Raw genomic sequence first — 22,783 nt, 5'->3', positions numbered from 1 at the left:
TTTACCGAAGGTCACCGCAATCAGCATGCCATGGTCGCGTAAGCCGATCCTTGACGCGATCGCCGAAACCTCGTCTTGCATCGGCGCTGCCGAGGTCACGAGATCGCGATGCCCCGCTACAAGCTCACCATCGAATATGACGGCACGCCCTTCGTCGGCTGGCAGTTCCAGGCCGAGGGTCGGTCCGTGCAGGGCGTGCTCTCGGATGCGGTGTTCGCGCTGTCCGGCGAGCGGGTGCAGGTGCAGGGCGCCGGCCGCACCGATGCCGGCGTCCACGCCACCGGACAGGTCGGCCATGTCGATCTGGCCAAGGAATGGCGGGCCGACACGGTGCGCGACGCGCTGAACGCGCATCTTCGGCCCCATCCCGTTGCCGTGCTGGCGGCCGAGCGGGTGGCGGACGATTTCCACGCCCGCTTCTCGGCGACCGGTCGGCGGTATTTCTACCGCATCATCGGCCGGCGCGCCGATCTCGTGCTCGACCGCGACCGCGCCTGGAAGGTGCCGAAGCCGCTTGATGCGGCGGCGATGCACCGTGGCGCGCAATATCTGGTCGGGCGGCACGACTTCACCACCTTCCGCGCCGCCGAATGCCAGGCGAATTCACCGGTGAAGACGCTGGACCGGCTCGACGTCGAGTCCCTTGGCGACGAGGTGCGCGTGCACGCCGCCGCGCGCTCCTTCCTGCACCATCAGGTGCGCTCGATGGTCGGCTCGCTGGTCAAGGTCGGCCAGGGGGCGTGGCAGCCGGAGGATGTGCGCGCCGCGCTGGAGGCGAGGGACCGCACCCGCTGCGGCCCGATGGCGCCGTCCGCGGGGCTGTATCTCGCGGAGGTAAGCTATCCCTAGCCGCGTCATCCTCCCTGCGCGCGAGGCACTTTCAATGTAACAGCTTGCGCGTCCCGATCGTCGATGGCGTCGTGGCAGGTGTAGATATCGAAATCCAGCCGCAAGCCCCGTGCCCCGATCGCCGCGAGCACCTCGGGCTCGATCGCGATGCCCTCATTGCCGTGCTTCAGCATCAGGCCGACGAACAGATGCCCATGGTAACGTCGTGATAGGTCCCTCCAGACGTCGAGATCGGTACTCGCAAGCGAAAAGAGCGACGATATCGGCTTGTCGAGATCACCGGGTACTTTGCGGCCGATATGGAAGTGCCACATACCGGTACGCGCGATCATCTCCGTGCCGTTGGGGAGGAACCAGATTTCGCCTTTGCGGACGCCCTTGGTTGGCCGCAGGCCGATTGCGGTCGATACCGCCTCGGGGTCGAGGTCATCGCCCGAAAAACGCAAGGTGACCGCGGATTCATGCACCTTGGCCATGGCCCGACAGTCACACCCGCGCCAGCGCCTCGAGGAACCGCACCGGCTCGCCCCGTGACGGGCCGGTGAGTTCGCCTTCCCACATCACGCGGCTGCCGCGCACGATCGTTCCCACCGGCCAGCCGTTGACCTCGACGCCGTCATAGGGCGTCCAGCCGGCCTTGGAGGCGATCCACTCGTTGCGGATGGTCTCGCGCCGCTTGAGGTCGACCACGGTGAAGTCGGCGTCATAGCCGACCGCGATGCGGCCCTTGCCGGCGATGTCGAAGATGCGCGCCGGGCCGGCGCTGGAGAGATCCACGAAGCGTGCCAGCGACAGGCGGCCGGCCGCCACATGGTCGAGCATGATCGGCACCAGCGTCTGCACGCCGGTCATGCCGGAGGGGCTGTCGGGATAGGGCTTCTGCTTCTCGGCCAGCGTGTGCGGGGCGTGGTCGGAGCCCAGCACGTCGACGATGCCCTCGGCTAGAGCCGCCCACAGCGCCGCCTTGTGGCGGGCGTCACGCACGGGCGGGTTCATCTGCACCAGCGAGCCGTGCGTGCCGTACCAGCTCGCATCCAGGGTCAGGTGATGCGGCGTCACCTCCACCGTCGCCACGTCCTTGTGATGGCGCAGATACTCCATCTCCTCGGCCGAGGTGACGTGCAGCACGTGGACGCGCTTGCCCTCTTCCTCGGCGAGCGACACCAGCCGGCGCGTCGCGGTCAGCGCGGCGATCTCGTCGCGCCACACCGGGTGCGAGGACGCATCGCCCGGCACGCGCAGGCCCTTGCGATCGTTGAGGCGCGGCTCATCCTCGCAATGGAAGGCGGCGCGCCGGGAGATCACCTTGAGGATCGCCCGCACGCCCGGATCGTCCGCCACCAGCAGCGAGCCGGTGGAGGAACCGATGAACACCTTGATGCCGGCCGCGCCCGGCAGGCGCTCCAGTTCCGGCAGCTCGGCGACGTTCTCATGGGTGCCGCCGACGAAGAAGGCGAAGTCGCAATGCATCCGGTTGCGAGCGCGGGCCACCTTGTCGGCCAGCGCCGCCTCGGACGTGGTGAGCGGATTGGTGTTCGGCATCTCGAACACCGCCGTCACCCCGCCCATGACGGCGGCGCGCGCGCCCGATTCGAGGTCTTCCTTGTGCTCCAGCCCCGGCTCGCGGAAATGCACCTGCGTGTCGATCACGCCGGGCAGGATGTGGAGGCCGGCGGCGTCGATGGTCTCGCCGGCCTGCGCGGGCGAGAACGAACCGATCCCGGCGATCTTGCCGTTGCGCACGCCGATGTCGCGCACGCCGGCGCCATCCTGGTTCACCACCGTGCCGCCCTTGAGGATCAGGTCGAAGGTTTCAGTGGGAGAGGCGGTCATGGCGTTCCTCGCGACGGCTGAAAGCTGAGGGCAATGGCGGATCACCGGCCGCCTGCGCCTTGCAGGCGGGCCATGGGCGCTTTACGTCTCGGCACGCGGGCTGGCAAGGACGCGCGTGATGCCGATTGCGATTCTCGAAAGCCGCGCCGTGGTGCGCATCGCCGGTGCGGACGCGGCGCATTTCCTCGACAACCTGTTGACCGCGCGCACCCCGGCGCCGGGCGCGGCACGCTATGGGGCACTGCTGACGCCGCAGGGCAAGATCGTCGCCGACATGATCGTCGTCGCCACCGAGGCCGGCTTCCGGCTCGATGCGCCGAAGGCGGTCGTCGCCGACCTCATCAAGCGCCTGACGCTCTACCGCCTGCGCGCCAAGGTCGAGATCGGCACGCTGGACGACCTCGCCGTCGCCGTGGCGTGGGGCGGCGCGAGCCCGGTGGTCGACGCGCTCGCCTATGACGACCCGCGCCTGCCCGCGCTGGGGCGGCGCTTCCTGCTGCCGGCGGCGGAAGCCGCGGCGCTCGGCGCCGCGCCGGAGGCGGACTGGCAGGCGCACCGCATCGCGCTCGGCATCCCCGAGGGCGCGGCGGATTTCGTCTATGGCGACGCCTTCCCGCACGAGGCCGACATGGACCAGCTCGGCGGCATCGATTTCGACAAGGGCTGCTATGTGGGGCAGGAGATCGTCAGCCGCATGCAGCATCGCGGCACGGCCCGCACGCGGATCATCCCCTTCGCCGTGTGCGGCCCGCCGCCGCCGGAAGGCACGCCGATCCTGGCCGGCGACAAGACCATCGGCCGGGTCGGCTCGGGGGTGGACGGCCGGCTGCTCGCCACCATCCGCCTCGACCGGCTGGAGGAAGCGCGCCTCGCCGGCCACGCGGTCACCGCGGGTGAGGAGAAGCTGAGCGTGGAGCCCTTGCCCTGGGCACGCTTCCCCATCCCCGGCCTTTCCGAAGGAAGCGCGTCATGAGGCACCACGAACATCCGGACGGCGTGGTCCGCTGCGCCTGGTGCGGCACCGAGCCGCTCTACGTCGCCTATCACGACACCGAATGGGGCATGCCGGAGTTTGACGACCGGGCGCTGTTCGAGAAGCTGATCCTCGACGGCTTCCAGGCGGGGCTCGCCTGGATCACCATCTTGCGCAAGCGCGAGAACTTCCGCCGTGCTTTCGACGGCTTCGAGCCGGAGGTGATCGCGTCATACGGCCCCGCCAAGGTCGAGGCGCTGATGCAGGACGCCGGCATCGTGCGCAACCGCGCCAAGATCGAGGCGACGGTGCGCTCGGCGCGCGCCTATCTCGACATCATGGAGAAGGGGCCGGGCTTTTCTGCGCTACTATGGGGCATCAATGGCGGCGCCGTGCGCGACAACCGCCTCGGTCCGGGCGATCCGTCGCCGACGACCTCGCCCGAAGCGATGGCGATGTCGAAGGAGCTGAAGAAGCGCGGCTTCAATTTCGTCGGCCCGACCATCGTCTACGCCTTCATGCAGGCCGTCGGCATGGTCGACGACCATCGCGTCGCCTGCCATCGCCACGGGCTGTTTGCCGGCGAGCGCCGTAAGGACGGATGATGTCGCCCGCTCCCGAGGCCCCCGGTCCCGCGGGCGCGGCGGCGACCGTCCGCACGGCGAAAGCGCCGCGCGCCTGGCAGCGCATGCTGTCCGGGCGCCGGCTCGACCTGCTCGATCCGTCCCCGCTCGACATCGAGATCGAGGACATCGCCCACGGGCTCGCCCGCGTCGCCCGCTGGAACGGGCAGACGCATGGCACCAACATCTTCTCGGTGGCCCAGCATTCGGTGCTGGTCGAGGCGCTGGCGCGCCGGCAGGCGCCCAATATCGACACGACATGGCGGCTCGCCGTGCTGCTGCACGATGCCCCCGAATATGTCATCGGCGACATGATCAGCCCGTTCAAGGCGGTTCTCGGGGGAGACTACAAGGTGGTGGAGGCGCGTCTCCTCGCCGCCATCAGCCGCCGCTTCGGGCTGCCGGCGAAATGGCCGGACGTGCTCATCCGCATCGTTAAGGCGGCCGACCGTGCCGGCGCCTTCCTCGAGGCGACGCGGCTCGCCGGTTTCGAACTGGCCGAGGCGCGCCGTTTTTTCGGACGCCCCTTTCCGCTCGATCCGGCGGCCGAGCGGGATTATCTTGTCCCGTGGAGCGCCGATGAGGCGACGTCGCGTTTCCTCGCGCGCTTCAACGAACTGGTGCGGCCATGATCCATGTCTGCCCGCTGTCGCGCCTCTCCGAGACGGTCGCCCGGACCGGCGCCCGCCATGTGCTGAGCGTGATCAACGCCGGCACGCCGGTGGTCCGTCCGGCCGGAATCGCCCCCGGCGACCACCTGTTCCTCGGCTTCAACGACATCGTCGAGCCGCAGCCCGGCCTGATCCACCCGGCCGAGGAGCATATGCGGGCGCTGCTCGAATTCGTGCGGCGCTGGCCACGCGAGGCGGCACTCGTCGTGCACTGTTATGCCGGCATCAGCCGCTCCACCGCGAGCGCCTTCATCGCCGCCTGTGCGCTGGATCCGAGGCGCGATGAAACGGAAATCGCCGCGCGGCTGCGCGCGGCCTCCCCGAGCGCGACGCCCAATGCCCGGCTGGTCGCGCTGGGCGATGCCGCGCTCGGCCGGGGCGGACGCATGAGCGCGGCCATCGCCGCCATCGGCCGGGGGGCGGATGCCTTCGAGGGCGAGCCTTTCGCCCTGGCGATCGACTGAACGTGGCGGGCCGGGTGCGATGAACCGCCCGTACAGCTTCCGTACATCTTCATTCTTCTAGGTCCACGCCGCCCCCCAGCCACAGAGGAAGATCGTCCGCGATCACTGCGTGTTCCGATGCACAAGACCATCGCCATTTCGGCTCTCGGCGGCCTGCTGCTGGCCGCCACCATCCCTTCCGCCGGGGCGGCGGAAAATTCCGCTCAGATCAAGCGCGGCGAATACCTCGCCGGCATCATGGACTGCGGCGGCTGCCACACGCCCGGCGTGTTTCTCGGCAAGCCCGACATGGCGCGCCGGTTCGCCGGCTCGGAAGTCGGCTTCCAGATCCCCGGTCTCGGCATCTTCTATCCGCCGAACCTGACCTCGGACAAGGATACCGGCCTCGGCAACTGGAGCGAGGCCGACATCGTCAAGGCGGTCACCAAGGGCGAACGCCCCGACGGGCGGGTCCTCGCCCCGGCGATGCCCTACCACGCCTATTCCAGCCTCAACGCCGCCGACGCCAAGGCGCTGGCCGGATATCTCAAGAGCCTCAAGCCGATCGTCAATCAGGTGCCGGCACCGGTGGGCCCGAGCGGCAAGGCCAGCGCGCCCTACCTCACCGTCGTCGCGCCATGAGCGCGCGACCGCCCCGCAGCGCGGGGCGGTCTGCCGGGCCGGCGGCGGCACGGCATCCGCGCTGCATCGGATTTGGTGATGATATCCGTCATGCTATTTCATTTCCGATGCGATGCGCGGGCGGCTAGCGTACGAGTCCCGCGCCGCCGCGGCAGGCCGGGGTCTGGAGAGTTTCGATGAGCCCCGTTGCCTCCCCGCGCCCGAGCTTCGCCGCCCGCGCGCCCCTCTTCGTGGTGCTGTGCGGCTGCCTCATCGCCATGCTCACCTTCGGGCCGCGCGCCTCGACCGGCATCTTCCTGCTGCCGATGACGCATGAATTCGGCTGGGGACGCGATACGTTCGGCCTCGCCATCGCCATCCAGAACCTGCTCTGGGGCCTCGGTACGCCCTTTGCCGGCGCGGTGGCGGACCGCTTCGGCGTGGTGCGGGTGCTGTGGTTCGGGGCGGCCCTTTATGCCGGCGGCCTCGCGCTGATGGCCTATGCCGCCACGCCGGGGATGCTGCATCTGAGCGCCGGCGTGCTGGTCGGCTTCGGGCTGTCCGGCTGCTCGTTCAACATCGTGCTGGCCGCCTTCGGCAAGCTGCTGCCCGATCGCTGGCGCCCGCTGGCCTTCGGCGCCGGCACCGCGGCCGGCTCCTTCGGCCAGTTCCTGTTCCCGCCGCTGGCGGCGGGGCTGATCGGGACGGTGGGCTGGCAGGAGACGCTGGTCATCTTTGCCGTCACCATGCTGCTGATCATGCCGGTGGCGTTCGCGCTGGCCACGCCGGGCGCCGCCAGCGCGAATGCCGGCGGCCCGCAGCAGTCCATCCGCGCGGCGCTGGGCGAGGCCTTCCGGCATCCGAGCTATGTCTTTCTCGTGCTGGGCTTCTTCACCTGCGGCTTCCAGCTCGCCTTCGTCACCACGCATCTGCCGGCCTATCTCGCCGACAAGGGCCTGTCGGTGACGATCGGCGGCTGGACGCTGGCCACCATCGGCCTCGCCAACATGGTCGGATCGCTCACCTCGGGCTGGCTGTCGAGCCGCATGTCCAAGCGCTGGCTGCTGGCGATCATCTATTTCGCGCGCGGCGTGGCGATCGCCGCCTTCGTGCTTTTGCCGGCGAGTCCCGCCAGTGCCATCGGCTTCGGCGTCGCCATCGGCCTGCTGTGGCTGTCCACGGTGCCCCCGACCTCGGGCCTCGTCATGCTGATGTTCGGCACGCGCTACCTCGCCATGCTCTACGGTTTCGCCTTCTTCAGCCATCAGGTCGGCGGCTTCCTGGGCGTGTGGCTGGGCGGGCTGCTCTACGAGCGGCTCGGCTCCTACGACCTCGTCTGGTGGTTCTCGGTCGCGCTGTCCTTCGCCTCGGCCGCGATCAACCTGCCGATCGTCGAGCGGCCGGTCGCCCGGCCGGAGGCGGCGGCGCAGCCGGCGTGACGATCCTGCCGGCCTTTGCGCTCTGTTAACCAAAAATGCCGCAGATTTGCCGGGCTGTGGCCGGATTGGCGTTGCGGGTGCGACACAGGGCGCGGGGAACGCGGGCGTTTGGCCGGCGCAACCGGCCCCGCGCCTTGACAAGGCCCCCGTTTCGCAGCGCATCGTGAACGCTCTGTTACAGCTCCGGATGGATTGCGCCTATGCGCCGTAGCTTTGCCCTTCTCGTAGCCGCCTTCGCCGCCGCGCCGACCCTGGCGAGTGCGGATTCGATGGATGCCGAAGCCGCGCGCAGCTTCGTGGTCGGCCGCACCTTTTCCTACAGCTGCTACGAAGGCACCGTCGGTTCCGGGCGGGTGCTGGCGGACGGGTCCGTCGCCGGCACCATCCGCGTCCGTGGCCAGGGCTCTGCCCGCTATGTCGAGCTCCCGGCCGGCACGCTGAAGGCGAAGGGCGCCTCCATCTGCGCCCAGCTCCGCGGCGTTGCCTTCCAGCCCTGTTTCGAGCTCGACAAGATCAGCGACACCAGCTTCCGCGGCAATATCGCCGGCTTCGATCGCATGTGGTGCGAGTTCAACCGGGGCGGTTCGGGCCGCAGCGCTCTGGTGACGCGTCGCAAGACCGGCGCCACCGCCGAGGTTCAGGCGCGCAACTGATCGACCGCGGGGGCGCTCACGCGGCGAGCGTGCGCCCCTCGATGAAGTCGCGGCGCTTCGCCAGCTCGCGCCCGATATGCTCCATGAACGCCCGCACGCGCGCCGTGCCGCGCAGGTCGGGATGGGTGAGCAGCCAGAGGCCGGCATTGATGTCTTCCTCGGGCTCGGTCAGGCGCACCAGCCCCGGCGTGGCGCTGCCGATGAAGCACGGCAGCAGCGCCAGCCCCGCCCCCGCCTGGGCCGCTTCCGCCAGCCCCATCACCGTATCGACGCGGTACATGATCCGCTCCTCGCCGACATGGTCGTGCAGCCACGCCGCCGGGGGCAGGTTGGCGAGGTTGTCGGCAAAGCCCACCCAATGGAAATCGCGCGCCCGGGCATGGTCGTAGCCGTCGGGGCCAACCATCTCCGGCCGGCTGTAGACCGCCCAGCGGATGCTCGCGGTCCGCCGTCCGATCAGCGTCTCGGGCGGGTGCTGCGTCGCCCGGACCGCGACGTCGGCATCGCGCTTCGAGAGGTTGAGCGAGGCATTGGAGACGATGATCTCCAGCCGGATGTCGGGATAGGCCTTGCGGAAATCGACCAGCAGCGGCGTCAGCAGGTGCATCAGCAGCGTGTCGTTGGTGGTCACCCTCAGGTCGCCGGAGGGGCGCAGGTCCTGCCCGGTGATGCGCCGCTCCAGCGTGACGATCTCCTCCGCCATGCGCTCGGCGACGCGCACCATCTCCTCGCCGGCCGCGGTCGGGGCGTAGCCGGTGCGGGCGCGCTCGAACAGCCGGGTGCCGAGCGCCTCTTCCAGAGAACCGAGGCGCCGGAAGATGGTGGAGTGGTTGACGCCGAGCGTTTCCGCCGCCCCCGCGAGCGAGTGCGCCTCGGCGATGGCCTTCACCAGCCGGAAGTCGTCCCAGGCGATCATGTTGTTGCATCCGTGCAAATCAATAGCGGCAAATCAGAGTATGGCTTTGCGTTATTGTCAACGCTAGCTTCGCGCCAGTCCTGAACCACGGCTGACCCTCACGGAGGCTCGCATGATCGACACCCGCACCGCTCCCTACGGCATCTTCCTCCTCCGCGTCGCGCTGGGCGCGATGTGGATCTCGCACGCTCTGCTCAAATATCTCGTCTTCACCATTCCGGGCTTCGCCGGCTTCCTCGGCAGCATCGGCATGCCGGAAGCGCTGGCCTGGCCGGTCTTCCTCGCCGAACTCATCGGCGGCATCCTCATCGTGCTCGGCGTCTATGCTCGGCATGTGGCGCTGCTGCTCATCCCGGTGATGGCCGCGGCCACGACGGTGCACATCCCGAACGGCTGGCTGTTCTCGGCGGCCGGCGGCGGCTGGGAATACCCGGTGTTCCTGATCGTGGCGTCCTTCGCCCTCTGGCTGCTCGGCGACGGTGCCTTCGCGCTGCGCTCCCGCCCGCTTCTCTTCGCCGGCAAGCCCGCGACGGCCTGAAAAAGTTCCCGGTCGACATGATGAGGGGCGGCTCGCGGCCGCCCCTTCCGCCGTTTCAGGACGGTTCCGCCGCATCCTCGCGACGGCGCAGCAGCAGGTTCTGGTAGAGCCAGCCGATCCCCACCAGCACCAGCCCGAGGCCGATGAAGGAGAGCGCGCGCAGCGCGCCCGTCAGGTCGGCCATGTCCCAGAGAAACACCTTGGCGATGGTCAGCAGCACGATGACCGCCGAGGCCAGCCGCAGGTCTCCCGAGCGCATCACCAGCCCGGCGACCAGCAGCGCGATGCCGAAGCCCAGCCACACCGCCGAATAGGCATAGAGTTCGGTATCGCCGAGCGTGAAGGCATCGAGGGACTCGCCGACGAACAGGCGGCGGACCTGAAGCGTCAGATAGGCGAGCGCGAGCACCAGCGCGAGCGTGCCCGACAGGCGCCGGTGCCAGATGCCGCGCTGGCCCGCCGTGGTCACGTTGAGACCGAAGGCGAGAAGCGCCGGCAGCCCATAGCCGAGCAGCAGCAGGTTGACGAGGCGCCCGCCGACCGGATCGCCGGTGAAGGCGGGGTTGAGAGCGGTGAGCAGCACGAGCGCCAGAGCGCCGGCCGCCGCGAACATGACGAGCGAGCCGATCTGGTGGACCGGGCTTGCCCCCGCCCGCCGCAGCCGCTCGAGACCGATCGCATAGGCCAGCGCGACGCACAGATAGCCGCCGATCTCCGCGAAGTCGGCCGCCGGCGCCAGCAGGTCGCCATGCACCCAATGCCGGATTTCGGTCACCGCCAGCAGGACTGCGAACATCAGCGCGAGACTGTCATGGGTCCGCCGCGCCCAGTCGCCGCCGCCGAGCTTCCACGCCGCGAGAGCGAACGCGGCAGCCGGCACGCCATAGCCCCAGAGCAGCCAGTTGATCACCAGCCCCGGCCCGGGATCGCCGCCGGCGATGGCGGGATCCCAGACGATGCGCCCGAGCACGGAGACGCCGACCAGAGCGGACAGCGCGCGCAGGCCCGGCAGCGGCCGCAGGCTCCACACCCAGGCGATGCCGAGCGAGGCGAGCGCGAGGCCGACGGTGAGCCAGCCGCGCTCGAGCGCCATGGTCAGCCCCAGCGCCAGTGCGCCCACCGCGCCGGCCGCGAAGGCCGCGCCCGAATACATTCCCGCGATCGACTGCCGCGACAGCCGGTCGACCGCCCACATCGCCAGCAGCGCGAGCAGCAGGGCGAGAGCGGCGAAGCCGAAGCTGCGCTCGAACCCCGCCAGCCGCCAGTACCCCGCGATCAGCATGAGCAGCGGGCCGATGGTCGCGGCCGCGCTCCAGGCGAGTGCCGGCGGCAGGCGGCGCGAGCGGCGGGCGCCGATGAAGCCGGAGAGCGCGAGCAGCCCGCCAAAGCCGAGGCCGAAGCCGACGAATCCGCCGATCGCCAGGGTCGGCGGGCCGGCGACGACACCCTCCATCGCGCCCGGTGCCGCGACGGTGGTGCCGGGCGTCGGCAGCACGTCCCAGGCGGCCAGCACGAAGGCGGCGCCGAGCCCGGCGATCAGCGGGCCGGCCATCGCCGCTTCCGCCCGTGCCGCCATCGCCACGGCTGCAACGCCGAGCACCGCGAACAGGATGAGGGCCGCCGGCGCCTGCTCGCTCCTCGCCGTCAGCAGCGCGCCGAGGACGAGGGCACCGGCGATGCCGATCAGCGACAGCCAGTCCGGTCGCGCCCGGCGCGGGGCCGGCGGTCCGCGCAGCAGGCCCGGCACCAGCAGCGCACCGGTCAACGCCATCAGCGCCGCGGCCAGGAAGCCCGCCGCCGCCGAACTGCCCGGGGTCTCGGGCATGGCAATCAGCACCAGCCCCCACAACAGCGCGCCGACCGCGGCGAGGGCGGCGAGCCACGCCCAGAGCCGTACGCGGGCGAGAGCGAAGGCGGCGGCCGCGACCATGGCGACATAAACGGCGAGCCCCCAGGCGCTCGGCTCCGCGCTGGCGACAAGCAACGGCGCAACGCCGGCGCCCACCAGGCCGAGTGCGGCGAGCATGGGACCGTGCAGCAGGGCGGCGAGCATGCAGCCGGCGGCGACCAGCCCGAGCAGGCCGAAGGCCAGCGGCGGCGGCAGCATGCCGTAGAGCTCATAGCCGGCATAGACCACCGCATAGGCCGTGCTGGTGCCCGCCGCGGTCAGCATGGCCGGCACGTCGGCGAAGGGCAGCCGCACACGGGTGATTCCCTCTTCCTCCCGCATCCGGTCGGACCGGCGCAGCCATTCGCCGAGGCCGAGCAGGAACAGCGCCAGCAGGCCGCCGAGCGCGAGGCGCACGCCCGGTCCGATCAGGTCGGCCTCGATGGCGTAGCGCACCAGGAAGATGCCGCCGAGCGCCAGCGCCAGCCCGCCGAGCCAGACCGTCCACAAGGCGCCGAAGCGTTCCTCGAAACCCGCAAGCGGCCGGGCGCGACCCTTTGCGGTTTCCGGCGCGGAATCGGCAGGGCCGGCGGTGGCACTGGCCGCCGGATCCGGCTCGGCGGCCTTGCGCGCGGCCATCGGCACGACCTCGCCCGGTGGGGAGGCGGCAGCGGTCGCGTCCGCTTCGGGCGCTATCCGCGATTCGGGCGCGACGGGAGTTGCGGGCGCTTCCTCTGCCCCGCGAGCGCGAACGAGGCTGCCGGTCTCCAGGGCCGCAAGCCGCAGTTCGAGGCGCTTCACGCGCCCACGCAGCCGGAAGATGAGGATCAGGGCAACGAGGAGCAGAAGACCGGACAGTCCGTCCATGACACACCGCTTTGGGCCGCGGGCAGGAATTGACGCCGGATCGGCGGTGAGGACTCGGCGGGCGGCCGGCACGCGAGCGGGTGTGGCTTGTGCCGGCCGGCGTCTGAACGCTTGATGAAGTGACCGTTCAGCACTTGGATACCGATCGAAACGGTGGGAGGGGCTTCACCCGCCCGTCATCGCCGGCATCGGCATATGTCGTTGAGAACATGCACGACGCCGGTTCGGCGTAGGTGCCGGGCGCGGGCCTCATCGGCCCTCGCCAGGCACGCGATCGCCGCTTCTCGTCAGGAGAAATCCGGGCAGGCGGGTCGCCCGTGCGGCCAATGCACCCGGCGCGGCCGGCCAATCCGCCGGGAAAAACGCGCCGGTCCCCTGCTGCGCAGCAGGCCGGCGCGTCGGGTGTCAGCCCGTGCGGTCAGCCACCACCGGGCTTGCCGGTGGCCGGGGGGGTGATCTCCGCGCTCGCCTTCTGCGCCTCGTCGAGGCCGACGGCGATCTTGCGCTGGATCTTGGCCAGATCATCCGGCTCGGGATTCTGGTCCCGGGCGTGGTTCCACTGGAATTGTGCCTCGAGCTTGCGCCCGACCTTCCAGTAGGCGTCGCCGAGATGGTCGTTGATCACCGATTCCTCGGGTTTCAGCTCGACCGCACGCTCGAGCTCCCGCACGGCATCGTCATAATGGCCGGTGCGGTAATAGGCCCAGCCGAGGCTGTCGATGAAATAGCCGTCGTCCGGCCGGAGGGTGACCGCCTTGCGGATCATCTCCATGCCGTCGTCGAGGTTGATGCCCTGGTCGATCCAGCTGTAGCCGAGATAGTTGAGCACATGCGGCTGGTCGGGCTTCAGTTCGAGCGCCTTCTTGAGGTCGGCCTCGGATTTCGCCCATTCCTTGGTCCGCTCATAGGCGGTGCCGCGGAAATAGTAGAGCGTCCAGTTGGCCGCGGTCGGCGCCTGAAGCTGGTCGATGGCGCGGGTATAGGTGGCGGCGGCGTCGGCATATTCCTGCTTGGACCGCTGCACGTCGCCGAGCGCGGTGATCGCCCGCAGATCCTTGGGGTTCTTCTCGATGACCGCCTTCAGCACGGCCTTGGCCTCGTCGGACCGGCTGGCTGCATCGAGGTTCATCGCCCGCTGGATGTCGGCGGCCGACTTGAGCGGCGAGGAATCCGGCACCTGCACGAGCACGGCGATGGCCTCGTCGTGCTTCTTCATGTTTTCGAGCAGGTCGGCGAGCGTGATGTCGATCAGCGCGTGCGAGGGGTCGAGCCAGCGGGCGAGCTGGAGATAGATCAGCGCCAGATCCTCGCCGCCCTGGCGGCCGAGCTCGGCGCCGAGCCCATAGAGGATTTCCGCCGCGCCCTGCGCCGGGGTCCGCACCAGCGGCTGCAGCGTCCCGCCCGATTCGAGCGTCGCGACCGACTGCTCGACCAGCGGATTGTTCGGCAGGACCTTGTCGAAGCTCTCGTAGGTGGCCAGCGCGAGCTTCTTGTCGCCGCTGCGCGAGGCCCAGCGGGCATAGGCATCGACGACCCGCAGCGTGCGCGAATCGATCTTCAACGCCTCTTCCAGCCGACGGCCGGCGGCCTTACGCTGGCCTGCGGCGTCGAGGATCAGGCCCGCATGCAGGTCCTTGAAGCCGGCGTACCAGTCGGGGCCCTGCAGCGAATCGATGCCGTCGACCGCGCCTTTGGTGTTGTCGGAGCCGAACTGGCTCCAGCCGATCATGATCGCCGCGGCGAGATTGCCCACCGCGCCCTGGCCGGCCACGCGCAGGTTGCGCCGTGCCGTGGCGTACTGCTTCTGCCGCAGAGCCTGGACGCCCAGGACCAGGCGGGCGAGCCGATGGTCGGGCGCGATCTTGACGATGCGCTCGGCGAGATCGGCGGCCTCGTCCACCGAGCCCTCCGACAGCACGGTGAGGAAGGCCGGTTCGAGAATGGCGCCGTTGCGCGGGAAGATCCGCACCAGCGCGCGGTAGTAGGTCGCCGCGGCGACATTGTCGCGCTCGGAGGTGGCGAAATGCGCCGCCAGATAGTTGCCGGCGGGCGAGACGGTCGCCAGACGGCCGGAAACGGGCGAGGGGGGAGCGGCGGCGGAGGGCAGCTGGGCGAAGGCGGGCGCGGAGCCGGTGACCGCCACAACCGCGGCCAGCAGGGCCGCAGCGGGCCGGATCGACATGCGTCGGAACGTCAAGTTGGAAACCTCCACCGGCAATGCCGAACGGGCCCCCATGCCCGACTGGCAGATTGATCCGTTTTGTTCGCGCCTGCAAGGACGCGCCCGCTGATTGTTCCGCCGGCCCCGGGTGACCACGGCCCGCCTGCCCGCATCCGCGACCGGCGCGCCGCCGTCTCGGCGCCGATCCGGGGTGTTGTTGCACGGCTTCGGGGCCGCGGCAGGGCAAGGATGCGGCGGATTCGTCGCGGCTTGCCAGCAGCGGCCGGTCCCCGCATAAGACCTTCCATGCCTCCAGCACAAGAGAACGACCCGCGCTCCCGCATTGTTGATCCGGCTGGCGCGCGCGGGCGCCTGTCGGAGCGGGCGCCGGCCAAGGTCAATCTCACGCTGCGGGTGCTCGGCCGCCGCGACGACGGTTACCACGCGCTCGCCAGCCTCGTCGCCTTCGCCGGCACGGGCGATCGCCTGCACCTCTTCCCCGACGCCCCGCCGGGGCTCGACATCGAGGGCGCCCGCGCGGCCGATGCCGGCCCGGCCGAGGCCAATCTCGTGCTGCGCGCAGCGGCCGCTCTCGCCGCGAGGGTGCCGGGCCTGAGAGGCGGGCGGTTCCATCTGATCAAGCGTTTGCCCGTTTCCGCCGGTCTTGGCGGCGGCTCGTCGGATGCGGCGGCGGCGCTGCGCCTGCTGGCGCGGCTCAACGGGCTTGCGCTCGATGATCCGCGCCTCGGGGCGGCGGCGCTGGAGACCGGCTCGGATGTGCCGGCCTGCCTGTTCGGCCGGGCCTGCCTGATGTCAGGACGCGGGGAGGCGGTGGAGGGCGTCCGCATCGCGCCGCTCGCCGCGGTGCTGCTCAACCCCGGCATTCCCGTGGCGACCGCCCATGTCTTCCACGCCCTGGCGCTGCGGCCCGGCGAGTTCCACGCCGGCGTCTCGCACCCCGCGAACACGGAACTGGCGCTCGACCGCACGGCGCTGCTCGATCTCCTGCGCCATCTGCCGAACGATCTCGAGCCGGTCGCCCGCCGCATGACACCGGTGCTGGAGGAGGCTGCCCGCGCGCTGGCCGTCACCCCCGGCGTGCGGCTGGTGCGCATGTCCGGCTCGGGTGCGACAATGTTCGCCCTCTATGATGATTGCCGGGCCGCGGCTGGCGCTGCCAAATGGCTCGCCAACGCCCACCCCCATTGGTGGGTCCGCCCCACGGTTCTCAGATGACAACGCCGATCGTCTTCATCATGGCCGCCCTCGCGGAGATCGCCGGCTGCTTCGCCTTCTGGATGGTGGTGCGCAACGGTGCATCGACCCTCTGGCTCGCCCCCGGCGCGGTCAGCCTCGTCATCTTCGGCGCGCTGCTGACGCTGGTCGAGACCGATGCGGCGGGGCGGGCCTTCGCCGCCTATGGCGGGGTCTATGTCGCGGCGTCGCTGTGCTGGCTGTGGGCCGTGGAGGGCTTCCGCCCCGACCGCTGGGATCTCGCCGGCGGCGCCATCTGCCTCGTCGGCGCCGCAGTGGTGGTGTTCGGGCCGCGCGCCGGCTGATCGCCCGAAAGGGCTTTACCGCGCCCGCGCCACGCAGAAATCGACCACGTCCAGCAGCGCCTGCTTGGCGGGGCTGTCGGCGAACAGGCCGAGCGCGTCCTTGGCGATGGCGCCGTAGTGGCGGGCGCGGTCGACCGTGTCGGCGAGCGCGCGGTGATGGGCGAGCAGGTCCATCGCGCGCTCGAGGTCGCCCTCGCCGATCTCGCCCTTCTCGAGACAGCGGCGCCAGAAGCCGCGTTCCTCCTCGTTGCCGCGCCGGAAGGCGAGCACGATCGGCAGCGTGATCTTGCCCTCGCGGAAATCGTCGCCGACATTCTTGCCAAGCTTGGCGCGCGAGCCGCCATAGTCGAGCGCGTCGTCGACCAGCTGGAAGGCGATGCCGAGATTCATGCCGTAGCTGCGGCAGGCCGTGTGCGCGACCTTGTCGCGCTCGGCGATCACCGGCCCGACCTCGCAGGCGGCGGCGAAAAGCTCCGCCGTCTTGCCGCGGATCACGGCGAGATATTCGTCCTCGGTTGTCGCGGTGTTCTTGGCGGCGGCGAGCTGGGCGACTTCACCCTCGGCGATCACCACCGCGGCGGTCGAGAGGATGTCGAGCGCGCGCATGTTGCCGACCTCGACCATCATGCGGAAGGCCTGGCCGAGCAGGAAGTCGCCCACCAGCACGCTCGCCTCGTTGCCCCACAGCATGCGGGCGGCGAGCTTGCCCCGGCGCATCTCGCTGGCATCCACCACGTCGTCATGCAGCAGCGTCGCTGTGTGCATGAACTCGACCGAGGCGGCGAGCCGGATGTGGCCGTCGCCGCGATAGCCCGACAACGCCGCGGTCGCGAGCGTCAGCATCGGGCGCAGCCGCTTGCCGCCCGAGGAGATGAGGTGTGTCGCCACCTCCGGAATCATCGCCACATCCGAGCCGGTTCGGCTGAGGATGAGCGCGTTCACCCGCTCCATGTCGGCCTTCACGAGATCGACGATGCCCTCGATCGAGGGTTCGAGAAGCGGGTCGAAAGGCAGGATGACGGCCACGGAACATTTTCCAACGCTTGCCGGCGCACCATAGAAAGGACGATGCCGCCACTTCAAGAGGGTCACGCGCGACGATGCGTCCAAGACGTGCGCCTTTCGTCTCGCCTGCCACGTGCACCCGTGCGAGGATGCAAAAATGCGTGAACTGATGCGGACCAATGATCTGGTGCTGATTTCCGCCGTCGAGGCGCTGCTTCAGGCCGCCGGCATCGGCCATTATGTCGCCGACAGCCACATGAGCGCCCTCGAAGGCTCGATCGGCCTCCTGCCGCGGCGGCTGCTGGTGGAGGACGACGAGCATGTCCGGGCCCGCCGGCTGCTGGCCGAGGCGGGGTTGCGGCATGTCCTCGTCGACTGACGCCGCGACGGGGGGCAACGGTTCGGCCCTCCTGCCCGCGTCGAACGGCCCCGATCTGACCGACGACGCCTTCCTCGGTGGCCGGCTGCGGCTGAACCAGCCGGCGCGCGGCCACCGGGCCGGCCATGACGCCATGCTTCTGGCGGCCGCCGCGCCAGGCGATGCCCGCCGGGCGGTGGATCTCGGCGCCGGGGTCGGCGCCGCCGGGCTCGCCCTTGCCGTGCGGGTGCCGGCGGTATCGGTCAGCCTGGTCGAGATCGATCCGGTCATCGCCGCCATCGCCGCCGGAAATGCGCGCCGGCAGGGGCTCGAGGCGCGGGTCGAGGTCGTCGTCGCCGATGTCGCGACGCTGGCGCGGCCGGGCGGTCCGCCCGCTCCGGCGGCGCGGAGCGCGGATCTCGTCGTGATGAATCCGCCGTTCAACGATCCCGCCCGTCACCGCACCTCACCGGATGCGGTCCGCGCCGGCGCCCATATGGCGCCCGACGAGGCGGTGGATGTCTGGATCCGGGCGGCCGAGCGGCTGCTGGAGCCGGCCGGGCGCCTCGTGCTGATCCATCGGCCCGAAGCGCTGGCGGCCCTCCTCGCCGCGCTCGACCGCCGCTTCGGCGCGGTGACGATCCGCCCCGTCCATGCCCGCCCGGACGCCGCCGCGATCCGCCTGCTGGTCGGCGCGGTGAAGGGGCGCCGGACGCCGCCCGCCGTCCTGCCGCCGCTGGTTCTGGCGGATGCCGAGGGGCGGCAGAGCGCGGCGGCGGCCCGGATTCTGCGCGATGGCGAGGCGATCTCGGGCGGGAACGCTTGAGCACGGCTGCGCCTGCGCCTATTTCTGGTCCCATGGCCGAACGCACCTTCCTCGACAGCCTCCGCCGTCGCCTCGCCCCGATCCTGCCGAAGCGCCTGCGCGCCGATGTCGCGATCGTCCCCGTGGTGCGCCTCACCGGCGCCATCGGCATGCCCTCGCCGCTGCGGCAGGGCATCACCTTCGCCGGCGTCGCGAAGGCGCTCGACCGCGCCTTCGCGGTGAAGGGCGCGAAGGCGGTCGCGCTCGTCATCAACTCGCCGGGCGGTTCGCCGGTGCAGTCGCATCTCGTCTACCGCCGGGTGCGCGCGCTGGCCGAGGAGAAGAACATCCCGGTCTTCGCTTTCATCGAGGACGTCGCCGCCTCGGGCGGCTACATGCTGGCCTGCGCGGCGGACGAGATCGTGGCGGATCCGTTCTCGATCGTCGGCTCGATCGGTGTGGTCAGCGCCGGCTTCGGCTTCGACAAGGCGATCGAGAAGCTCGGTGTCGAGCGCCGGGTCTACACCGCCGGCGAGCGCAAGGTGATGCTTGACCCGTTCCAGCCGGAGAAACCGGAGGACATCAAGCGGCTGAAGCTGCTGCAGCGCGAGATTCACGACCGGTTCGTCGATCTGGTGCGGCTGCGCCGCGGCAGTGTCCTCACCGGCCCTGAGAAAGCCTTGTTTTCCGGGGAATTCTGGGCGGCGTCGCAGGCGCTGGAGTTCGGTCTGGTCGATGCGCTCGGCGACATGCGTTCGCATTTGCGAGCGCGCTATGGCGAGGGCGTGGTGACGCCGCTGGTCGTGGCGGGCGGCGGCCTGTTCGGCCGGCGCGTGCCGGGCGTGGCGGTCGGCGCGGCGCCGGAAGCCATCGGCGCCGGCCTCGCCGACGGCCTGCTGGCGAGCGCCGAGGAGCGGGCCCTGTGGAGCCGGTTCGGCCTCTGACGCGTGCAGCGAGGCGGTCCGGTGGTGAGGAACGAGCGGGAGACGGCATGCCGCCGGTGATCATTGCGGCTCTTGGCGCGTTGGGGGCGGCGGCGCTCGTCAAGCTGCTGGCGCGGGAGTCGCGCCGCGTCAACGAGGAACTCGGCGCCCTGCGCCGTGATGCTCAGGACGAGGGTGAGCGCCCCACGCTGCACCGCGATCCGCAGACCGGCACGTTCCGGCCCCGTGCGGACGATCGGGCAAGACCCTGAATCTTACGATAAATTCACTTTCGGACCGGCGCATCGAGGCGTAACGATGAAGGGCATGAAGCCGCATCGCTAGGGGAGATCGGCGCGGATGCTGCAGCGCCCTGAGGGGAAGTGGGATAGCCTTGCCGCCTCGCGGCGTCCGCGCCGCCGCGCGTGGCGCTGGGGCGTGCTCGTGCTGCTGCTCGCCGCCGGCGGTGCCTATGCCTATCGGCACTTTGCCGCCGCCCCGGCCGCCCCTGCCTTCGAGACCGCCACCATTGCGCTGGGCACGGTGGAATCGAGCGTCAGCGCGATCGCCAATATCCAGCCGAAGACCTATGTCGACGTCGGCACCCAGGTGTCGGGGCAGCTGCGCAGCATTCCGGTCGAGGTCGGCGATCTCGTGCGGAAGGGGCAGCTGCTCGGCCAGATCGACCCGACCGTCTACCAGACCAAGGTCAATGCCGGCCGCGCCAGCCTGGACAACCTGCGCGCGCAGCTGTCGCAGGCCGAAGCCCAGCTCGATCTCGACAAGCTGCGCAACGACCGGGCGCAGCAGCTGCTGAAGAACCAGACCGGCAGCAAGGATGCCGCCGATGCCGCCGACGCCACCGCCCGCATCAGCGCCGCCAAGATCGACGCGCTGAAGGCGCAGATCAAGCAGACCCAGGCGACGCTGGACGGCGACCTCGCCAATCTCGGCTACACCCAGATCTACGCGCCGATGGACGGCACGGTCGTCAGCATCACCGCCCGCGAGGGCCAGACGCTGAACGCCAATCAGGCGGCGCCGATCATCCTGCGCATCGCCGATCTCGCCACCATGACGGTGACCGCGCAGGTCGCCGAGGGCGACATTCCCCGCATCAAGGTGGGGGCCTCGGCCTGGTTCAAGACGCTCGGCATGCCCGAGCGGCGCTGGGAAGGCACGGTCCGCCAGATCGAGCCGACACCGACCATCGTCAACGACGTCGTGCTCTACAACGTGCTGATCGACGTGCCCAACACTGACCTCCTGCTGATGACCAACATGACGGCGCAGGTGTTCTTCCGCCTCGGCGAGGCCAAGGACGTGCCGCTGGTGCCGGTGGAGGCGCTGCGGGCGGGCCGTGACGGCGGCAGCAGCGTGCGCGTGGTGGCACCCGACGGCAGCGTCGAGACCCGCACGGTGCGCATCGGCCTGTCGGACCGTTCCAAGGCGCAGGTGATCGACGGCCTCGCCGTCGGCGATCGTGTCGTCACCGTCGAGACCGCGCCGTCCGTGCCGCGCACCGGCCCTCCCGCCGGCCTCATGCCGCGCTTGCGCTGAGGCGGCGGGCATGGACGAGGCCATCCGCATCGGGGCTTCCGCGGCGCCGCCGCAGCCGACCTCCGTCCCGCCGGGGATGGCGTCGGGGAGGGGCCTGCAGCCGGTGGTGGAACTGGTCGACGTCAGCCGGCTCTATCCCAATGGCGAGAGCGTGGTGCGCGCGCTCGACCGGGTGTCGCTGACCGTCATGTCCGGCGAGTTCATTGCCATCATGGGGCAGTCGGGCTCGGGCAAGTCGACGCTGATGAACATCATCGGCTGCCTCGATCGCCCGAGCGGAGGCACTTACCGCGTCGCCGGCATCGATGTGGCGGAGCTCGATGCCGACGCCCTGGCGGATCTGCGCTCGCGCTGTTTCGGCTTCGTGTTCCAGCGCTACAACCTGCTGCCGACCCTGACCGCGGCGGAGAATGTCGAGATTCCCGCCGTCTATGCCGGCTTGCCGAAGGCGGAGCGGGCGTCGCGCGCGCATCGGCTCCTCGCTCGCCTCGGCCTCGCCGACCGCGCCGACCATCGGCCGGGCCAGCTCTCCGGCGGCCAGCAGCAGCGCGTCTCGATCGCCCGCGCGCTGATGAACGCCGCACCCGTGATCCTCGCCGACGAGCCCACCGGCGCGCTCGACAGCCATAGCGGCGAGGAGGTGCTGGCGCTGCTCGGCGAGCTCAACCGCGAGGGGCACACCGTCATCCTCATCACCCACGATCCGGCGGTGGCCGCCCATGCCCACCGGGTGGTGCGCATCCAGGACGGGGAGATCGTGTCGGACGAGCGCCGTGCGATCGATACGCCGGCGCCGGCGGAACTGCCGGCCGGCCTCCCGCCGCGCACCGGTTTCGGCCGGCTGCTGCCCGACGTCGCCGAAGCGGTGAAGATGGCGTTCGGCTCGATGGCGGCCAACCTGTTCCGCACCGCACTGACCCTGCTCGGCATCGTGATCGGGGTCGCCTCGGTCATCACCATGCTGGCGGTGGGCGACGGCGGCAAGCGCGAGGTGATGGAGCGCATCGCCGTCACCGGCACCAACCTGCTGCTGGTGCGGCCGGGCGCGCCCGGGGTGCGCAAGCTCGGCGACAACGCGACGCTGCTGGTCGAGGACGCGCAGGCGCTGCGCGAGATTCCCCATGTGCTCGGCATCGCGCCCGAGCGGACCGGCCGCTTCACCGCGCGCCAGGGAACCAACGACTACTTTGCCTTCGTCTCGGCGACCTCGCATGACTACGCGGTGGTGCGGGACTGGCCGCTGGCGCGGGGCAGCATGTTCACGGCCGCGGAAGTCGGCGCCTATGCGCCGGTCGTGGTGCTGGGCGAGACCGTCCGGCAGGCGCTGTTCCCCGACGGCTCCGACCCGATCGGGCGCTACATACTGATCAAGAACGTGCCCTATGAGGTGGTCGGCGTGCTGGCCCCGAAGGGCTCCAACGCCTTCGGCATCGATCAGGACGACCTCATTGTCATGCCGGTCACCACCGGCTTCATGCGGCTGTTCGGACGCCGCTATCTCCACCTGGTGATGGTCAAGGTCGACGATGCGGCCAATGTGCCGGCGGTGCAGGAGTCGGTGCGCCGCACGCTGACGCGGCGCCACCAGGCGGAGGATTTCCAGATCCGCGCCTCCACCCAGATCATGGAGACGGCCGCCGCCGCCCAGAACACGCTCACCCTCGTGCTCGGCTGCGTGGCGGCCATCTCGCTGCTGGTCGCCGGGATCGGGGTGATGAACATCATGCTGGTCAGCGTCACCGAGCGCACCCGCGAGATCGGCATCCGCATGGCCACGGGCGCGCGGATGAGCAACATCCTGCTGCAGTTCAACACCGAGGCGCTGGTGGTGTGCGGCGTCGGCGGCGCGGTCGGGGTGCTGCTGGGGCTCGGCACCGCGCTGGCGCTGGAGGCGGCGGGGGTTACCATCGCCCTGACGCTGCTGCCGCCGCTGCTGGCCTTCGCCTGCTCCTTCCTCACCGGCCTCGTCTTCGGCTATCTGCCCGCCCGCAAGGCTGCCGCGCTCGATCCGGTCGTCGCGCTCTCCTACGAATAGCGCCCGCCGCCGCACCCCTTGCCCCTCCGGCCGGGAACCGTTAGCCAGACGGCGGATGGGGAG

Annotated in this window: 23 protein-coding genes; 17 read left to right on the top strand and 6 right to left on the bottom strand. The window is 70.4% G+C overall.

The genetic code is table 11. The features are described 5' to 3' along the window. The first annotated feature begins 108 nt into the window (after positions 1-108). Entirely contained in the window at positions 109-849 is a 741-nt protein-coding gene (truA, locus tag ACEUEL_RS18925; RefSeq protein WP_405708678.1) for a tRNA pseudouridine(38-40) synthase TruA, read from the top strand. Between the two features lie 5 nt (positions 850-854). On the opposite strand, the gene ACEUEL_RS18920 is transcribed toward truA, so the two are convergent. Together ACEUEL_RS18920 and ACEUEL_RS18915 are read right to left on the bottom strand one after the other, a co-directional pair. Continuing rightward, positions 855-1,325, bottom strand: a complete 471-nt coding sequence (locus ACEUEL_RS18920; protein ID WP_405708675.1) for a DUF4279 domain-containing protein — start codon at positions 1,323-1,325, stop codon at positions 855-857. Between the two features lie 10 nt (positions 1,326-1,335). Further along, positions 1,336-2,682: a dihydroorotase gene (locus ACEUEL_RS18915; RefSeq protein ID WP_405708673.1), complete on the bottom strand. Its 1,347-nt coding sequence runs from the start codon at positions 2,680-2,682 to the stop codon at positions 1,336-1,338. Between the two features lie 118 nt (positions 2,683-2,800). Here ACEUEL_RS18915 and ygfZ point away from each other — a divergent pair, with 118 nt between their 5' ends. From ygfZ to ACEUEL_RS18880, 7 genes are all read left to right on the top strand, one after another. Then, positions 2,801-3,655: a CAF17-like 4Fe-4S cluster assembly/insertion protein YgfZ gene (gene ygfZ, locus ACEUEL_RS18910; protein WP_405708670.1), complete on the top strand. Its 855-nt coding sequence runs from the start codon at positions 2,801-2,803 to the stop codon at positions 3,653-3,655. After that, the gene (locus ACEUEL_RS18905) at positions 3,652-4,260 is read left to right on the top strand and encodes a DNA-3-methyladenine glycosylase I (protein ID WP_405708667.1); all 609 of its coding nucleotides are present in this window, start codon (positions 3,652-3,654) and stop codon (positions 4,258-4,260) included. The genes ygfZ and ACEUEL_RS18905 overlap by 4 nt, the downstream gene beginning before the upstream one ends. An 83-nt stretch (positions 4,261-4,343) precedes the next feature. Then, positions 4,344-4,910, top strand: coding sequence for an HD domain-containing protein (locus ACEUEL_RS18900; protein ID WP_405709529.1), 567 nt, complete (start codon positions 4,344-4,346; stop codon positions 4,908-4,910). After that, positions 4,907-5,413, top strand: a complete 507-nt coding sequence (locus ACEUEL_RS18895; protein ID WP_405708664.1) for a tyrosine phosphatase family protein — start codon at positions 4,907-4,909, stop codon at positions 5,411-5,413. Before ACEUEL_RS18900 ends, ACEUEL_RS18895 begins: the two co-directional genes overlap by 4 nt. Before the next feature lie 117 nt (positions 5,414-5,530). Beyond that, entirely contained in the window at positions 5,531-6,034 is a 504-nt protein-coding gene (locus tag ACEUEL_RS18890; protein ID WP_405708661.1) for a c-type cytochrome, read from the top strand. 176 nt (positions 6,035-6,210) lie between these two features. Further along, positions 6,211-7,452, top strand: coding sequence for an MFS transporter (locus ACEUEL_RS18885; protein WP_405708658.1), 1,242 nt, complete (start codon positions 6,211-6,213; stop codon positions 7,450-7,452). 200 nt (positions 7,453-7,652) lie between these two features. Further along, complete coding sequence (locus ACEUEL_RS18880; protein WP_405708656.1) at positions 7,653-8,105, top strand: hypothetical protein; 453 nt, start codon at positions 7,653-7,655, stop codon at positions 8,103-8,105. A gap of 16 nt (positions 8,106-8,121) precedes the next feature. Here ACEUEL_RS18880 and ACEUEL_RS18875 read toward each other — a convergent pair whose 3' ends face one another. After that, positions 8,122-9,021, bottom strand: coding sequence for a LysR family transcriptional regulator (locus ACEUEL_RS18875; protein WP_405708653.1), 900 nt, complete (start codon positions 9,019-9,021; stop codon positions 8,122-8,124). A gap of 112 nt (positions 9,022-9,133) precedes the next feature. Here ACEUEL_RS18875 and ACEUEL_RS18870 point away from each other — a divergent pair, with 112 nt between their 5' ends. Next, positions 9,134-9,559, top strand: coding sequence for a DoxX family protein (locus tag ACEUEL_RS18870; protein WP_405708650.1), 426 nt, complete (start codon positions 9,134-9,136; stop codon positions 9,557-9,559). 55 nt (positions 9,560-9,614) lie between these two features. Here the strand turns inward: ACEUEL_RS18870 and ACEUEL_RS18865 are convergent, their stop codons facing one another. Together ACEUEL_RS18865 and ACEUEL_RS18860 are read right to left on the bottom strand one after the other, a co-directional pair. Next, a complete protein-coding gene (locus tag ACEUEL_RS18865) occupies positions 9,615-12,314 on the bottom strand; it encodes a DUF2339 domain-containing protein (protein ID WP_405708647.1) in 2,700 nt (899 codons plus the stop codon). 418 nt (positions 12,315-12,732) lie between these two features. Continuing rightward, positions 12,733-14,496 carry a tetratricopeptide repeat protein gene (locus ACEUEL_RS18860; protein WP_405709526.1) on the bottom strand — a complete coding sequence of 588 codons (1,764 nt, stop codon included), beginning with the start codon at positions 14,494-14,496 and terminating at the stop codon, positions 12,733-12,735. A gap of 285 nt (positions 14,497-14,781) precedes the next feature. Here ACEUEL_RS18860 and ACEUEL_RS18855 point away from each other — a divergent pair, with 285 nt between their 5' ends. Together ACEUEL_RS18855 and ACEUEL_RS18850 are read left to right on the top strand one after the other, a co-directional pair. Beyond that, positions 14,782-15,711: a 4-(cytidine 5'-diphospho)-2-C-methyl-D-erythritol kinase gene (locus ACEUEL_RS18855; RefSeq protein WP_405708644.1), complete on the top strand. Its 930-nt coding sequence runs from the start codon at positions 14,782-14,784 to the stop codon at positions 15,709-15,711. Beyond that, positions 15,708-16,034, top strand: a complete 327-nt coding sequence (locus ACEUEL_RS18850; RefSeq protein WP_405708641.1) for a YnfA family protein — start codon at positions 15,708-15,710, stop codon at positions 16,032-16,034. Before ACEUEL_RS18855 ends, ACEUEL_RS18850 begins: the two co-directional genes overlap by 4 nt. Before the next feature lie 15 nt (positions 16,035-16,049). Here ACEUEL_RS18850 and ACEUEL_RS18845 read toward each other — a convergent pair whose 3' ends face one another. Further along, positions 16,050-17,060: a polyprenyl synthetase family protein gene (locus ACEUEL_RS18845; RefSeq protein ID WP_405708638.1), complete on the bottom strand. Its 1,011-nt coding sequence runs from the start codon at positions 17,058-17,060 to the stop codon at positions 16,050-16,052. 136 nt (positions 17,061-17,196) lie between these two features. On the opposite strand from ACEUEL_RS18845, the gene ACEUEL_RS18840 reads away from it, so the two are divergent. The 6 genes from ACEUEL_RS18840 (at position 17,197) to ACEUEL_RS18815 (ending at position 22,720) form a co-directional block, all read left to right on the top strand. Then, positions 17,197-17,418 carry a putative signal transducing protein gene (locus ACEUEL_RS18840; RefSeq protein ID WP_405708635.1) on the top strand — a complete coding sequence of 74 codons (222 nt, stop codon included), beginning with the start codon at positions 17,197-17,199 and terminating at the stop codon, positions 17,416-17,418. Then, positions 17,402-18,223, top strand: coding sequence for a tRNA1(Val) (adenine(37)-N6)-methyltransferase (locus ACEUEL_RS18835; RefSeq protein ID WP_405708632.1), 822 nt, complete (start codon positions 17,402-17,404; stop codon positions 18,221-18,223). Before ACEUEL_RS18840 ends, ACEUEL_RS18835 begins: the two co-directional genes overlap by 17 nt. A 32-nt stretch (positions 18,224-18,255) precedes the next feature. Beyond that, positions 18,256-19,146, top strand: coding sequence for a S49 family peptidase (locus tag ACEUEL_RS18830; protein ID WP_405708629.1), 891 nt, complete (start codon positions 18,256-18,258; stop codon positions 19,144-19,146). Positions 19,147-19,193: 47 nt separating this feature from the next. Then, positions 19,194-19,397, top strand: a complete 204-nt coding sequence (locus ACEUEL_RS18825; RefSeq protein ID WP_405708626.1) for a hypothetical protein — start codon at positions 19,194-19,196, stop codon at positions 19,395-19,397. Positions 19,398-19,485: 88 nt separating this feature from the next. Beyond that, positions 19,486-20,685 (top strand): efflux RND transporter periplasmic adaptor subunit, encoded by a 1,200-nt coding sequence (locus tag ACEUEL_RS18820; protein ID WP_405708624.1) that lies wholly within the window; start codon positions 19,486-19,488, stop codon positions 20,683-20,685. 76 nt (positions 20,686-20,761) lie between these two features. Next, positions 20,762-22,720, top strand: coding sequence for a MacB family efflux pump subunit (locus ACEUEL_RS18815; RefSeq protein ID WP_405709523.1), 1,959 nt, complete (start codon positions 20,762-20,764; stop codon positions 22,718-22,720). Positions 22,721-22,783: the final 63 nt, after the last annotated feature.

This window comes from Ancylobacter terrae (assembly GCF_045108345.1).
In the GTDB taxonomy this organism is placed as follows: Bacteria; Pseudomonadota; Alphaproteobacteria; order Rhizobiales; family Xanthobacteraceae; genus Ancylobacter.
This window is presented reverse-complemented; position numbering and strand designations above follow the sequence as displayed.